At 65.1% G+C, this 14,757-nt stretch carries 10 protein-coding genes; 6 read left to right on the plus strand and 4 right to left on the minus strand.

Annotated elements, in window-relative coordinates; genetic code table 11:
• The first annotated feature begins 34 nt into the window (after positions 1-34).
• The 3 genes from U6115_RS00320 to U6115_RS00330 all read left to right on the plus strand — a co-directional run bounded on the left by U6115_RS00320 (position 35) and on the right by U6115_RS00330 (position 3,332).
• The gene (locus U6115_RS00320) at positions 35-1,192 is read left to right on the plus strand and encodes an acyltransferase family protein (protein ID WP_043572702.1); all 1,158 of its coding nucleotides are present in this window, start codon (positions 35-37) and stop codon (positions 1,190-1,192) included.
• Between the two features lie 510 nt (positions 1,193-1,702).
• Positions 1,703-1,855, plus strand: a complete 153-nt coding sequence (locus tag U6115_RS00325) for a hypothetical protein (RefSeq protein ID WP_155294732.1) — start codon at positions 1,703-1,705, stop codon at positions 1,853-1,855.
• A 184-nt stretch (positions 1,856-2,039) separates the two neighbouring features.
• Positions 2,040-3,332 carry a hypothetical protein gene (locus U6115_RS00330; protein WP_043572705.1) on the plus strand — a complete coding sequence of 431 codons (1,293 nt, stop codon included), beginning with the start codon at positions 2,040-2,042 and terminating at the stop codon, positions 3,330-3,332.
• Between the two features lie 104 nt (positions 3,333-3,436).
• Here U6115_RS00330 and U6115_RS00335 read toward each other — a convergent pair whose 3' ends face one another.
• The 3 genes from U6115_RS00335 to parC are packed head-to-tail and all read right to left on the minus strand — an operon-like array spanning position 3,437 to position 8,653.
• On the minus strand, positions 3,437-4,753 hold the full coding sequence (locus tag U6115_RS00335; RefSeq protein WP_043572710.1) for a sigma-54-dependent transcriptional regulator: 1,317 nt from the start codon (positions 4,751-4,753) through the stop codon (positions 3,437-3,439).
• Positions 4,746-6,302 carry a two-component system sensor histidine kinase NtrB gene (locus U6115_RS00340; protein WP_043572712.1) on the minus strand — a complete coding sequence of 519 codons (1,557 nt, stop codon included), beginning with the start codon at positions 6,300-6,302 and terminating at the stop codon, positions 4,746-4,748. The genes U6115_RS00335 and U6115_RS00340 overlap by 8 nt, the downstream gene beginning before the upstream one ends.
• Entirely contained in the window at positions 6,302-8,653 is a 2,352-nt protein-coding gene (gene parC / locus U6115_RS00345) for a DNA topoisomerase IV subunit A (protein WP_043572715.1), read from the minus strand. The genes U6115_RS00340 and parC overlap by 1 nt, the downstream gene beginning before the upstream one ends.
• Positions 8,654-8,771: 118 nt before the next feature.
• Between parC and U6115_RS00350 the strand changes: the two genes are divergently transcribed.
• The gene (locus U6115_RS00350; protein WP_043572718.1) at positions 8,772-9,233 is read left to right on the plus strand and encodes a GNAT family N-acetyltransferase; all 462 of its coding nucleotides are present in this window, start codon (positions 8,772-8,774) and stop codon (positions 9,231-9,233) included.
• A gap of 60 nt (positions 9,234-9,293) precedes the next feature.
• Here the strand turns inward: U6115_RS00350 and U6115_RS00355 are convergent, their stop codons facing one another.
• Positions 9,294-11,954, minus strand: a complete 2,661-nt coding sequence (locus tag U6115_RS00355; protein ID WP_043573081.1) for a TonB-dependent receptor plug domain-containing protein — start codon at positions 11,952-11,954, stop codon at positions 9,294-9,296.
• Between the two features lie 369 nt (positions 11,955-12,323).
• Between U6115_RS00355 and hemA the strand changes: the two genes are divergently transcribed.
• Positions 12,324-13,577, plus strand: a complete 1,254-nt coding sequence (gene hemA, locus U6115_RS00360; RefSeq protein ID WP_043572721.1) for a glutamyl-tRNA reductase — start codon at positions 12,324-12,326, stop codon at positions 13,575-13,577.
• The gene (prfA, locus tag U6115_RS00365) at positions 13,577-14,653 is read left to right on the plus strand and encodes a peptide chain release factor 1 (protein WP_043572724.1); all 1,077 of its coding nucleotides are present in this window, start codon (positions 13,577-13,579) and stop codon (positions 14,651-14,653) included. Before hemA ends, prfA begins: the two co-directional genes overlap by 1 nt.
• Positions 14,654-14,757: the final 104 nt, after the last annotated feature.

The following is a 14,757-nucleotide window of genomic DNA, read 5'->3' on the forward strand; positions in this document are numbered from 1 at the left end:
GCCGCGCGCCGGGCCACCCGTTCAGGAGAACACGATGGACCATCATCCCTCCCGCAACCACCATGTCGACAATCTGCGCGGCATCGCCATTTCCTGCGTGCTGCTGCTGCATTTCGCGCTGGCCTACGGCGTCAAGGACAGCCCGCTGGGCACCCTGTTGCCCCCCTGGCTGCTCAAGAGCCTGGTGTGGAACGGCAATTACGGCGTGACCATGTTCTTCGTGGTGTCCGGCTTCCTCATCACCTCGCAGTCGCTGCGGCGCTGGGGCAGCCTGGCCGCCATCGACATCCGCGCCTTCTACGTCTTTCGCTTCGCCCGCATCATGCCGATGCTGCTGCTGGCCCTGGCCATCATCGTGGCGCTGGGCTGCCTGGGACTGCCCTACTTCATCAACAAGGACCATGGCCAGGCGATGCCCGCGTCGTTCTTCCTGGTCGCCGCCGGCTCGGTGCTGACCTTCTGGCACAATCTGCTGATGCAGCAGGTCGGCTATTTCAACTACAGCCTGAATGTCTATTGGTCGCTGTCGGTGGAGGAGGTGTTCTACCTGGCCCTGCCCTTGCTGTGCGTGTGCCTGCGCCGCGTCAGCCTGCTGACGCTGTGCTGCGCGCTGCTGATCGTCGTCGCCCCGATCTACCGCGGCCAACACGCCGACAATGAAATCGACTACCTGTACGGCTACCTGGCCTGCTTCGACGCCATCGCCATCGGCTGCCTGGCCGCGCTGATCGCCCGCCGCCGGCCGCTGCTCGGCCGCGCCGCCCGCCTGCTGCGCTGGGTCGGCGGGCTGCTGCTGGCCTTCAACTACCTGCGCGGCTTTTCCGGCCACGAGGCCTTCGGCTTCACCTGGCTGGCCTTGAGCGCCGCGCTCTTCCTGCTCGGCGCCGCCGCCGATCCGACGCTGCGCGGCGGGTCCGAACGGCTGAGCCGGCCGCTGCGCTGGCTGGGCCGGCACAGCTACGAAATCTATCTGTTCCACATCATCGTGCTGGCGCTGCTGCGCAATCTGGTGCCGCGCGAGGCCGTCGGCTACTGGACGCGGCTGCCGCTGTTCATCGGCTTTCTGCTGCTGACCGTGCTGGTAGCCGGCCTGATCGGCCGCTACCTGGCCGAACCGCTCAATCGCGGCATCCGCAACCGCTACCTGAACCGGCGCGGTCCCGCCGCCGCCGCGTCGCTGCCCAGCCGCTAAACATCGCGCCCGCCCCCGCGGGCGCCAATCCAAGCGCACGCCGCGCCAGACGCGGCGGCCGGACTTTCCCCCCACGGCGCCATTGCGCCGTCCGCCATGCCGAGCCCCAAGCGTTAGCCGCAGTCATTTCGGCAATCGAATCGTTTATTGCCGCCGCATTGTTAAAAACCCACAACCGCGCATGCATTCCGTTGACACTGGCGGTATTTTATTGCATCTTTTAATTTATGACATTAGTATAATTTTGACATCGCCAATCAAACCATCGCTACAGATGGGGATTTTGTTTATTTAAATTACACATTTAAACAATTAACCATCTCGCCAGCAGGACGATGCCAGGCGATGCGCGGTCTTTCCTACCGACAAAATCCGCAGGCGGCCGGCTTGAACCGCTGCAGATATTTTTGATATGAATATTCATCTTCTGAACCAATTGCCGTTCAGAGCGGAGCAGTAGCGGAACGGATTGGCCGCCTTTCCAATCCTAATCAAAATAGAGGAAATACCATGACCAAGGAAAACCAAGTCGCCCAACTGGAAAAAGAACAAGACATCAAGGACTTTCTGGGCATTCAAGTCCTGACTCCGGCGGAAGAAATCTCGGTATCCGGCGGCGGCCAGCACCAAGAAAAGCAACAAGAACAACAGCACGTTGATTAATGTCTGCTTGATGAGCGAATAAGTTGCCACCCATCGCAGCTTCCCGCTCGCTCAGAGCGGCATGCCGCAAAACATCGCGGCATGCCGCCCTCGACTTTCTTGGCCTGCGCATGCTCGCCACCCTCTTCGCGCGCGTCGCCATGGCGGAAATTTCATATTCAATCTTGATCAGGGCAGAAACACCATGAATGAAACCATAGAGAAAAAAGACGCAACCGCTTTCAGCGAAGCCTGGTGGGCGGATTTCATGGATAGGTCGCAAAACCTCAGCAAGCCCGTCGTCGTCAAGAACGCCATCCCCCAGGAAAAATTCCGCCACCACCAGCAAAACGTCCTCAGCATCATTGCGGACCTCGCCAAATTGAAAACCACGCAATTCGGCTACCGCATTTACATCGAAGGACGGCTGCTGGGACCGAACGAGATGGACGATATTTTCGAAAAATCCGCGCCGCTCGAAAACGAAGAACTGGAAACGTGGGCCGCCAGGGTATTTGGAGACCAGCGATTCGGCATCATCTTGAACTCCGGCGAGAAGTTCAACCAGGCCTTATCAAAAGAAATCGCCGTCGCCCTGGCGCCCTTATTCGACGAGATCGGCTACCCGCGCGGCGGCGTGCAATTCACCATCTTCATCGGCAATTACGACAAAACCCCATTGGGCATTCACCAGGACCAGCGCGGCGAAAGCGTGATCCATTTCCACGTCGGCCCCGGCAGCAAAACCATGTATGTATGGGACCGAGAGCAGTACAAGAATCTGCTGGAAACGCAGAACCTGACGCGCAAGGATTTCGCCAAGCTGCGGCCGTATGCGTCCGAATTCCACTTTGAAAGCGGCGACCTGTATTTCATGCCGGAAGGCACCTACCATATCGGCATGCAGGAGGGACTATCCGTCGGCATCACCGTATGGCGCTACAGCCATACCGACGATCTGCTGGCGAAACATTTGCACCAGCGCATTTTCAAACAGATCCCGGTGGAGAAGACCGAAGACTTCCAGCACGACGAGAACTCGCTGGACGACACCAGCGGCCTGGACAAAATCATCGAGAAATACAGCCTGACCGATGAATGCAAGAATCTGAACTACAGCGAGCTGCTGAGGAAAACCTATCAGGACTGGCGCTACTCGGTGCACAGCAACGCCGGCTACCGCAACAGCCCGTTCCCGCGCGAAGGGCTGGAAAAGATAGCGCTGCAGGACCGGATCGCCATCGAATCGCCCTACAAGATTCTGGCGCGCGAGTCGGAGAACACCGACAAGATCTACATTTACGTCCGCGGCCATAAAATCGAATTCAACCGCTTCCCCTGCGTGCTGGCGTTGATACAGCGCCTGAACGAAGGCCGGACGGAAGCAGTAGCCGATCTGCTGCAAATTCTGGACAAGAGCTGGCCCGCCCAGGTCGGCTTATACATATTGAACGAGCTATATCATTGGCGCGGCATCGACAAGGTCGCCCGCCAGTGACGACCGGCTGACGCCGCCGCGCAAATGCCTTTCCGCGCCTCGGCGGCGGCAGTCGGAACCACTTGCGCCAGGAGCGCGGCGGCGACGCCGCGCTCGCTTCTTCTCTACCTCACCCCCAGCCGCTCCATCCGGTAGCGCAGCGAGCGGAAGGTCACGCCCAGGCGTTTGGCGGCCTGGGTGCGGTTGTAATGGGTAGCGTCCAGCGCCTTGGCGATCGCCTCGCGCTCCACCCGGTCCAGATAGTCCTGCAGCGGTTCGGCGCTGCCCGGCTCCGGGCAATATTCGCGCGGCGGCGTCAGTTGCAGATCGTCCCGGCTCAACACCGGGCCGGCGGCCAGCGCCACCGCCCGCTCCAGAATGTTCTCCAGCTCGCGGAAATTGCCGGGGTAGCCGTAGTCCTGCAGCGCCTGGCGGGCATCCGCCGCCAGCTGCGGCGCCGCGCCGTCGCCGGCGTAGCGCTGCAGCAACTGCTGCGCGAACAGCGGAATGTCCTCGCGCAACTCGCGCAGCGCCGGCATCCGCAGCGGCAGCACGTTCAGGCGGTAGTACAGGTCCTGGCGGAAGCTGCCGGCCTCCACCCGCGCCGCCAGGTCCTGGTGGGTGGCGCAGATGATGCGCGCGTCCACCGCCTCTTCCTGGCTGCCGCCCAGCTTGCGCACTGTTTTCTCCTGAATGGCGCGCAGCAGCTTCACCTGCATCGCCAGCGGCAGGTCGGCCACTTCGTCCAGAAACAGCGTGCCGCCCAACGCCTGCTGGAAAAACCCGTCATGGTCGGCGTCGGCGCCGGTGAAGGCGCCTTTCTTGTAGCCGAAGAATTCGCTTTCCATCAGGCTGTCGGGGATCGCGCCGCAGTTGACCGCGACGAAGGGGCGCTCGGCGCGCGGTCCCTGCTCGTGGATCAGCCGCGCCGCCTGCTCCTTGCCGGTGCCGGATTCGCCGCGGATATAGACCGCGGCCTGGCTGCGCGACAACTTTTCTATCAGCCGCAGCACTTCCTGGATGGCCGACGAGTCGCCAACCAGCCGCTGCTGCTGCGCCGGCTTGCCGCCCTCCACCCGCAACGCGGTCTTCACCAGGCTGCGCAGCTGCGCCAGGCTCACCGGCTTTTGCAGATAGTCGAAAGCCCCGGCCTTCATCGCCCGCACCGCGTTGTCGGTGCTGCCGTAGGCGGTGATCACCGCGATCGGCACGTCCAGCGCCTGCTCGCCGATGTGGCGCACCACTTCCAGCCCTTCGCCGTCGGGCAGCCGCATATCGGTCAGCGCCAGGTCGAACGGCCCGGCGCCCAGCATGCCCTTGGCCTCGGCCACGCTGCCGGCGCAGACCGGCAGCAAGCCCATTTTCAGCAGAGTCAGCTCCAGCAGCTCGCGGATGTCCGGCTCGTCGTCCACTACCAATACCCGCATCGGTGTCTTAGTCATAGGCCAGGTGACAGATCAGCCGGAACACGCCACCGGGCGGGCTGTAATCCAGCCGCGCGTCGTTGGCCTCGGCCAGTTCGCGCGCGATGTACAGGCCCAGGCCGCTGCCGGCGTTTTCCGTGGTGAAAAAGGGTTCGAACAACCGCGACTGCTCGGCTTCCGCCACGCCGGGCCCGTCGTCGATCACCCGCAGGATAAGGTAATCCTCAGCCACGCTGGCGTGCAACTGCACCGCGCCGGCGGCGCGGCTGCTATGGCGCCAGGCGTTGGCCAGCAAGTTGCCCAGCACCTGCGCCAGGTGGCCGCGGTCGAAGCGCAGCTGGCAATCGGCCGGCAGCTGGCAGGCGACGGCGCCGGCGGCGTCCGGCTGCGCCATGGAGAAATGCTCCAGCAGCTCGGCGACGAACGGCGCCAGCGCGATGGCTTCGGGCTTGACGCGATCGCGCCGGCCCAGCATCAGCACATCCTCGACCATGCCGTTGATGCGGCGGGTGTTGTCCTGCACGATGCGGACCAGCCGCCGCCGCGCGGGGTCCGCCTCATCCTCGGCCAGCAGATCGCCGGCATGGCTGATCGCCGACAGCGGGTTGCGGATTTCATGGGCGATGTTGGCGGTGAGCCGGCCCAGCGCCGCCAGCTTCACCCGCTTGGCCTCTTCCGCCATGTCCGCCATGTCGCGCAGGAACAGCACCACGCCGCGCAGTTCGCCCTCGCGCACCGGCACCGGCGCCAGCCGCCCCACCAGCTGGCGGCCGCGCGCGCTGTGCTCGATGAAGGTGGGCAGCGCCGGATAGCCGCTCTGCTGCCAGCGCCGCACCAGCGGCAGCAACTCCGGCATGGACTGGCCGCGGGAGAGGCGGCTGAAGTAGCGCTCGGCCTGCAGGTTGAACTGGCGCAGGCAGCCGTCCTCGTCCAGCACCATCACCGCGTCGCGCTGGCTTTGCAGGATCAATTCGTTCAGGCGGTTGAGGTTGGCGATCTCGCCGCCGCGGCTGGCCGCCAGCGCCTCCGACGCGCGCGCCATCCTCCCCAGCTGCCAGGTGGCGATGGAGGTGATGAAGCAGGCGGCCGCCAGCAGCGCGCTATAGGACAGGTCGGCGCTATGGGGCAGACCCAGCCAATGCTCGACGCCGGCGTAGCCGAACAGCGTCAGGGTGGCGATGGCGGCGTAGAACAGCGCGTAGCGGCCGGTGGACAGCAGGCCGGCGGCGGCCAGGTAGGGCAGCAGCAGCAGGCCGAAACCGCCGCGGATACCCTCGTTCATCGCCATCAGCCACACCATCATCGCGATGTCGGCGGCGATGGCCAGCGTCAGCTGCAGCGTGTGGCCGAGCTTGCCTTCGCGCAGCAGGAACCACACCGCGATCAGCAGCAGGTAGACGCCGGACCACAAATAAAAATGCCTGCCGCCTTCTATCAGCGACAGGCCGTCGCTGCCCGGCAGCAGCGACATGGAAAACAGGACCAGCAGCAGCAGCGCGCGAAAGCCGTTGACGAACAACAGCGCGGCGCGGGGGGTGAGGGCTTGCGGCTGGCTGGTCCGTGTCATCACATCGGCAGCTCCCGGATGGCGCTGACCAGCCATTTCTTCGGCATCAGCTTGCCCTTCTTGCCGCGCTTGCCGATGAACTCCTCCAGCGCCAGCTTCTCATCGCCGGCCTTGCCGCGCACCGAGGTGGTGGACAGCAGCGCCTTGGCGCCGGCCACCAGGCCTATCGCCGTCATCGCCGCGCCCTCGTCCAGCGCCATCAGCATCAGGCCGCGGCCCTTGGACAATTCCTTCAGCTCGCCTGCCGGGAAGGCCAGCAGGCGGCCGCTGTCGGCGGCGGCCACCAGCTGCAGCGCGTCCAGGCCGGCGCCCTGCGGCGCCGGCACCGGCGCCAGCACCTTCTCGCCGGCGTCCAGCGTGATGAAGGCCTTGCCGGCCTTCACCCGGCCGGCCATGTCGCCGATCTTGGCGATGAAGCCGTAGCCGCCGGAACCGGCGACGATGAAGCGGGCGGCGTCGGGGCCTGAGATCAGCTGCGCCGGCTTGGCGCCGTCCTGCAGGTCCACCAGCGACGCCACCGGCACGCCGTCGCCGCGGCCGGTCGGCACCGTGGCCGGGTCTATGGTGTAGGCGCGGCCGTTGTGGTCGAGCACGATGGCCGACCACACGGTGCGGGTCTCCACCGCCGCCGCCAGCGCGTCGCCATCCTTGAAGCTCAGCGCCTCCAGGTCGACGTTATGGCCGACGCGGGCGCGGATCCAGCCTTTTTGCGACAGAATCAGCGTCACCGGCTCGTCGGCGGTGGTTTGCGTCAGCACCGCGCGTTCGGCGGCCTTGATCTCGCTGCGGCGCTTGTCGCCGTACTTGGCGGCGTCGGCCTGGATCTCGTCGCGGATCAGGCGGGTGAGCGCGTCCGGGGTGTCCAGCACGTGGCGCAGGCCCTCGCGCTCCTCGCGCAGCTCGGACAGCTCCTTCTCCAGCTTGAAGCCTTCCAGCCGCGCCAATTGGCGCAGGCGGATTTCCAGGATGTCCTCGGCCTGGACCTCGGTCAGGCCGAAGGCCTTGATCAGGTCAGGCTTCGGCTCGTCCGACTCGCGGATCACCCGGATCACTTCGTCGATGTGGATGAAGGCGATCATCCGCCCTTCCAGGATGTGGATGCGCTTGTCCACCTGCGACAAGCGGTGCGCCAGGCGGCGGGTGACGGTGGAGCGGCGGAAGTCTATCCATTCAGTCAGGATGGACTTCAGGCCTTTCTGCGCCGGCCGGCCGTCCAGGCCTATCATCACCATGTTCAGCGAAGCGTTGCCTTCCAGGCTGGTCTGCGCCAACAGGATGTTCATGAATTCGTCCGGGTCCTGGCGGCTGGACTTGGGTTCGAACACCAGCCGCACCGGGCTTTCGCTGTCGGATTCGTCGCGGACGCGGTCCAGCAGCGACAGCATCAGGCTCTTCAGATTGGCCTGATCCTGGGTCAGCGCCTTCTTGCCTGACTTGACCTTGGGGTTGGTGGCTTCCTCGATTTCCGCCAGCACCTTCTGCGCCGAGGAGCCGGGCGGCAGCTCGGTCACCACGATGCGCCACTGGCCGCGCGCCAGCCGGTCTATCTCCCACTTGGCGCGCACCCGCACGCTGCCGCGGCCGTTTTCATAGGCGGCCAGGATGTCCGCCGCCGGGGTGATGATCTGGCCGCCGCCCGGGAAGTCCGGGCCGGGCACGTATCGCATCAGGCCGGCGGTGTCCAGCGTCGGGTCGTCCAGCAGCGCCACGCAGGCGCCGGCCACCTCGGTCAGGTTGTGCGGCGGGATTTCCGTCGCCAGACCCACCGCGATGCCGGAAGCGCCGTTGAGCAGCACCATCGGCAGCCGGGCCGGCAGCAGCGAGGGCTCGTCGAAGGCGCCGTCGTAGTTGGGCACGAAATCCACCGTGCCCATGTCTATCTCGGACAGCAGCAGATCGGCGATAGGCGTCAGCCGGGCCTCGGTGTAACGCATCGCCGCCGCGCCGTCGCCGTCGCGGCTGCCGAAGTTGCCCTGGCCGTCGATCAGCGGATAGCGCAGCGTGAAGTCCTGCGCCATCCGCACCAGCGCCTCGTAGGCCGAGCTGTCGCCGTGCGGATGGTATTTGCCGAGGATTTCGCCGACCACCCGCGCCGACTTCACCGGCTTGGCGCCGTGCGCCAGGCCCATGTCGCGCATCGCGTACAGGATGCGGCGCTGCACCGGCTTCTGGCCGTCGGCCACTTCCGGCAGCGCGCGCCCCTTCACCACGCTCATCGCGTACTCGAGGTAGGCGCGCTCGGCGTACAGGTCCAGCGGAATCCAGTCGCCGCTGGCGGCTTCCGGCGCGGCGGGAGGCGGCGGCGGGTCGCCGGCGGAACCCGGCGGGGCGAAGAGGTCGTTGCTGTTCATGTTATCAATGCTAGTGTCTTGATCTGGATTTGGGTACGCGGCCGATCCGGGTGGTATAGCATCATCACGGTGCCGGGATGCCGAAGACGGCCGGTACGGGAAATGGAGGAATTCTACTATGGCAAACAGGATAGCGTGGCATTGCCACGGTTTCGACGGTTTCACCCCGCTGGCGCTGTACCAGGTTCTGCAGCTGCGGGATCGGGTTTTCGTGCTGGAGCAGCAATCGCTGTACGGCGACGTGGACGGCGTGGACACCCACTGCCTGCACCTGTCGGGCCGCGACGAGGCCGGCCGGCTGCTGGCCTATGCCCGGCTGATCGCCCCCGGCGAGAAATACCCGGACGCCGCCGCCATCGGCCGGGTGGTGGTGGAACCCGCCGCGCGCGGCCAGGGCCTGGGCAAGGCGCTGCTGGCGCAGGCGGTGGCGCAATGCCAGGCGCGCTACCCGGGCCGCGCCATCATGCTGTCGGCGCAGCAGGACGCCAGCGCGATGTATGCCGCCTTCGACTTCGAACCGGTGTCGGAGCCTTACGACGACGGCGGGATACTGCACCTGGACATGCGGCGGGAAGGCTGAGCCGCAAATGAAAATGCCGCTCCCGAGGGAGCGGCATGGCCTGCGCGCGGCGACTGGCTATCAGAACTTGTAGTCGGCGGTGATGTAGTAGGTGCGGCCCCACAGATCGGTGGACGGGCCGGAGAACGTCACCAGGCTGGCCCCGGCGGCGTACGGCGGCACGCGGTTGCCGACGTTGCGGATGCCGCCGTTGATTTCCAGCGTCTTGAGCGGCCGCACGCCGAAGTTGAGGTCGAACGCCGTGTACGACGGCACGCGCTGCGGCACGTTGGCCGCGATGGTGTCGCGCGGGGACGCCGCGTTCTTGTAACCGGCATAGGAACGCGCGGTGATCGCGGCGCTGTACTTGTCGTAGCGGTAGTCGACGGTGAAGAGGTTCTTCCAGCGCGGCATGCCGCCGTAATCGACGTTCTCCAGCAGCGAATCGGTCGGCAGCACCGTGTCCTGATACGTCAGGTAGCGGGTTTGCTGCTCGCGGAAACTCAGCTTGCCGTAGCCCCCCAGCGACAGATCGTACTGCACGTCGATGTCGATGCCGGAGGTGATCGTCTTGCCGGCGTTCGCGTACGGGGTGCTGATGTAGTCGATGTCGCCGCGGATGCCGGCGATGCCCGACGGCTTGCGCACCACGTAGCCGGGGAACAATTCCGGGTGGTCAACCACGTACTGCGCCGGCAGCGCCTGGATGGTGTCCTTCTGGTCCAGCTTGTACCAGTCGATCGACGCGGAAAGCTCCTTCATCGGCTGCAGCACCACGCCCAGGCCGTAGCTCTTGTTGGTTTCCGCCTTCAGGTTCGGGTTGCCGCCGCTGCGGATCTGCTGCTTGACCGACGTGCAATTGGCCGTGGAGATGCCCTTGTCCGCGCATTGCGCGTAGTCGTAAATCGACTGGTAGGCTTGGCGCGACGCGTACAACTGGGGCAGGGACGGCGCCTTGAACGCCGAAGTGGCCGAACCGCGGAACATCACCTGCTGCCACGGACGATAGGAGAAGGCGAACTTCGGGTTCACCGTATCGCCGAAATCGTTGTAGTGGTCGGCGCGCACCGCCAGCTGCGCTTCCAGATTCTTGATCACCGGCAGGCTGAGCTCGGCATACGCCGCCGCCACCGAGCGGCTGGACTGCAGGCCCTGCTGCGCCGCGTAGTTCATGATAGAACCGCTGCGGATCAGCGCGTCGGGCGAGCTTTCGATCGACTCATGCCACCATTGCACCCCTGCGGCGAAGCCCAACGGGCCGCCCGGCAGCTGGGCAAGCTCGCTCTTGCTGGTCTTCAACTCCAGCATCTGCAACTTGGAATTGGCGCTGTTGGTCAGGTTTGTGGCGTATGGCGTCAGGCTGCCCGCCTGGTTGTTCTGCGCGAACGGATCGAACATGGGCTGGCCGGCGGGCGCGCCGTTTTGCAGCATGTTCATGAACGGCGCGTTCAGGATGGCATTGCTGGTCTGCATGGTCACCTTGGATTCGCCAAGGTTCACCGAGCCTTCAAAATCCCAATCGCCGATGGTGGTGGTGCCGCCTGCGACCACGCGGTAGGTGTCGGCCGTCACATCCACCATGCTCTTGCCCAGCTCATACAGGCTGCGCGTCACTTGCAGCGTGTCGCCGGGGGTGAACTGCGGATAGAGCGCCTGCATCGCCGCCAGCGTGGCCGGATTGGTGGGATAGGCCGCGTTGCCGTTCTTGATCTGCACCTGGCTCATCCAGGCGTAGCCGCCGTCGAGGGAGGTCTGGCTGCGGTTGACGCTGGCTTCGACGAACAGCTCGCTGTCCGAGCCGATCCGCTTGGTGTAGTTGCCGTTCAGGCCGTAGCGCGAAGTCCGCGGCGACAGCTGGGTGCCCAGTTCGTCGTTGTCGCTGGGGCAGATGGTGTTGCCGTTGGACAGCGTCACCAGCGACTTGGGGCAGCCGGGCAGAGGGTTATAGAACTTGCCGTTGGAGTAGTCTTTCCAAGAGCCCCACAAAGTGCCGCTGCGCGAATCCTTGCCGCCGAAGCGGCGGTAATCCAGCGTCTTGGTCGGCTCATGCTTGCTGGCGAACACCGGCTCGCGATGGTAAGCGTCGAACGACCACATGAAGTTCTGGCCGTCCTTGCTCAGATCGCCGATGCCGCCCATCAGGCCGGCGCCCTGCTCCATGCCGTCGCCGTCTTCGGTCTGGCCGTAGCGGGTGGTGGCTTTCACCCCTTGGAAATTGCGCTTGGTCTTGAAGTTGATCACCCCGGCCACCGCATCGGAGCCGTAGATCGCCGAAGCGCCGTCGCGCAGGATTTCGACCGAGTCGATCATCGCCAGCGGAATCGTGTTCAGGTCGACGAAAGAGTCGGTGCCGCTGATGAACATCGCGTAGTTCGGCAGGCGGCGGCCATTGATCAGCACCAGCACATACTTGGAGCTCATGCCGCGCAGGCCGGCGGTGGCCGCGCCGGCGGCGAAGCTGGCCGAATTGGTGCCCGACAGCACGCTGCCGGAAGAAGTCAGGTTGTCCAGCAGCTGCACCGTGGTGGAAGCGCCGGTTTTTTCGATGTCTTCCCGTTTCAGGACTTCAACCGGCAGCGCGCCTTCCTTGCTGATGCGCTTGATGTTGGAGCCGGTGATGGTCACCCGTTCCAGCTGGCTGTCGCTACCGTCCGCGGCATGGGCAAAGCCGCCCCCCATAAGGCCGAAGGCGGCGATCGCCTGGGCCAGAATCTTGATTCTCATCATTTTCCCTTTGTTCATCACGGCGTTTGCGCTGCTTTGGCGCAAATCTGCCTTGCCTCTGTCACATGCCTGAAACATGCACGCAAGCGATGAAAATGGCATTAATCATCGGGCATGGCAAATACTTCAGCACCTTATGCCAGCCCCTGGCATCGCCAGGCCAAAACCAGAGAATTGTTAAAACTTTGATTAAAATTGTGTTTTTTTATGAATGACAGCGGCAACTCGCCCATTGTCCGTGTCTCAACAAAACAACATGCCGCGCGCCGCGTCGGCGCTATACCGCCTGCGCGCCCGCCGCCGCCATGCCGTCCGGGCAAGCTCGGCGGGACGCCGCCGCCCACTTAGGCTAAAATGTCCTGTTTTCGTCTGCGGCACTTTCCGCCCATGCATCTGCTTGCCTTCGGACTCAACCACCACACGGCTCCGCTGTCGATACGGGAAAAGCTGGCGTTTCCGGCTGAAACCCTGCCGCGCGCGCTGGACAGTCTGGTGGCCTCGCAGGCCGCGCGCGAGGCGGCCATCGTCTCCACCTGCAACCGCACCGAGATCTACTGCTGCAGTCCGGACCCGCACGCCGCGCTGTCCTGGCTGTGCCAGTTCCACGGCCTGAGCCTGGCCGAGGTGGAGCCCTATCTGTACCGGATGGAAGCCTCCGGCGCGGCGCGGCACGCCTTCCGCGTGGCCTCGGGACTGGATTCGATGGTGCTGGGCGAAACCCAGATCCTGGGCCAGCTGAAGGACGCAGTGCGCAGCGCCGAGCACGCCGGCACGCTGGGCACCATGCTCAACGGCCTGTTCCAGCGCACCTTCGCGGTGGCCAAGGAAGTGCGCAGCAGCACCGCGGTGGGCGCAAGCTCGGTGTCGATGTCGGCGGCGGCGGTGAAGCTGGCCGAGCAGATCTTCCCGTCCATCGCCGAGCTGAACGTGCTGTTCGTCGGCGCCGGCGAGATGATAGAGCTGGTGGCCACCCATTTCGCCGCCCGCAACCCGTCCTGTATCACCGTGGCCAACCGCACGCTGGAGCGCGGCCAGCGGCTGGCGGAACAGTTCGGCGGCAACGCCATCACGCTGTCGGAGCTCCCAGAGGCGCTGGCGCGCTACGATGTGGTGGTGACATCCACCGCCAGCCAGCTGCCGATGATAGGCAAGGGCATGGTGGAGCGGGCGATCAAGGCGCGGCGCCACCGGCCGATGTTCATGCTGGACCTCGCCGTGCCGCGCGACATCGAGCTGGAAGTCGCCCAGCTGGACGACGTGTTCCTGTACAGCGTCGACGACATCGCCGGCATCGTCGAAGTGGGCAAGGAAGCGCGGCAGCAGGCGGCGGCCGAAGCCGAAACCATCATCCAGGCGCGGGTGGCGGAGTTTTCCGACTGGCTGAAGAAGCGCGAGACCGTGCCGCTGATCCGCGCGCTGCGCGACGAGGCCGACCGCACCCGCCGCCACGCGCTGGAAGCGGCGATGAAGCAACTGGCGCGCGGCGACGCGCCGGACAAAGTGTTGGAGGCCTTGTCCGTCCAACTGACAAATAAACTCATGCACCCGCCCACCCAGGCCCTGTCCTCGGGCAGCGGCGCGGAGCACGACGCGCAGGTGCAAGCCATCGCGCGGCTTTACCGTTTACATCCGGAGTCGTAATGAAAGCGTCTATCGCAACCAGGCTGGCGCAACTGGCCGACCGCCTGGAAGAGGTGACCCACCTGCTGGCCAGCGAAACGGCCACCCAGAACATGGAGGCCTTCAAAAAGCTCACCCGCGAGCACGCCGAGCTGACGCCGGTGGTGGAGGCTTTCGCCGCCTACCGCCAGTGCGAAGGCGACATCGCCGCCGCCGAAGAGATGCTGGCCGATCCGGAAATGAAGGAATTCGCCCAGGCGGAAATCCTCGAGGGCAAGGACAAGCTGGCGGCGCTGGAGGTGGAGCTGCAGAAACTGCTGCTGCCGAAGGACCCCAACGACGACAAGAACATCTTCCTGGAAATCCGCGCCGGCACCGGCGGCGACGAGGCGGCGCTGTTCGCCGCCGACCTGCTGCGCATGTACACCCGCTACGCCGAGCGCAACCGCTGGCAGGCGGAGATCGTCTCCGCCAGCGAGTCCGACCTCGGCGGCTACAAGGAAGTGATCGTGCGGCTGGTGGGCCAGGGCGCGTACTCGCGGCTGAAGTTCGAGTCCGGCGGCCACCGCGTGCAACGCGTGCCGGCCACCGAAACCCAGGGCCGCATCCACACCTCCGCCTGCACGGTGGCGGTGATGGCCGAAGCCGACGAGATCGCCGAAGTGGTGCTGAACCCGGCCGATCTGCGCATCGACACGTTCAGGGCCAGCGGCGCCGGCGGCCAGCACATCAACAAGACCGACTCGGCGGTGCGCATCACCCACTTGCCGACGGGGATCGTGGCGGAGTGTCAGGACGGCCGCTCGCAGCACGCCAACAAAGCCAGCGCGATGCAGGTGCTGGCGGCGCGCATCTACGACATCCAGCTGCGGGAAAAGAATCAGAAGGAAGCGGCCGAGCGCAAGAGCCTGATCGGCTCCGGCGACCGCTCCGAGCGCATCCGCACCTACAACTACCCGCAAGGCCGCCTCACCGACCACCGCATCAACCTGACGCTGTACAAGCTGGACCAGATGATGGACGGCGACATCGCAGAATTGACCGACGCGCTGGTGGCCGAACAGCAGGCCGAGCTGCTGGCGGCGCTGGGCGACTGAGCGGCGTTGCCGCGCGCGCCAGACGGCGCTAGAATCACCGACGGAAAACCGGCCGCCCGGCGGTCGTTTTTCTCCGAACCTTGAGGCCGCCTTCCGCGGCCTTT

It is taken from the genome of Chromobacterium subtsugae, assembly GCF_035919665.1.
GTDB lineage: Bacteria > Pseudomonadota > Gammaproteobacteria > Burkholderiales > Chromobacteriaceae > Chromobacterium > Chromobacterium subtsugae.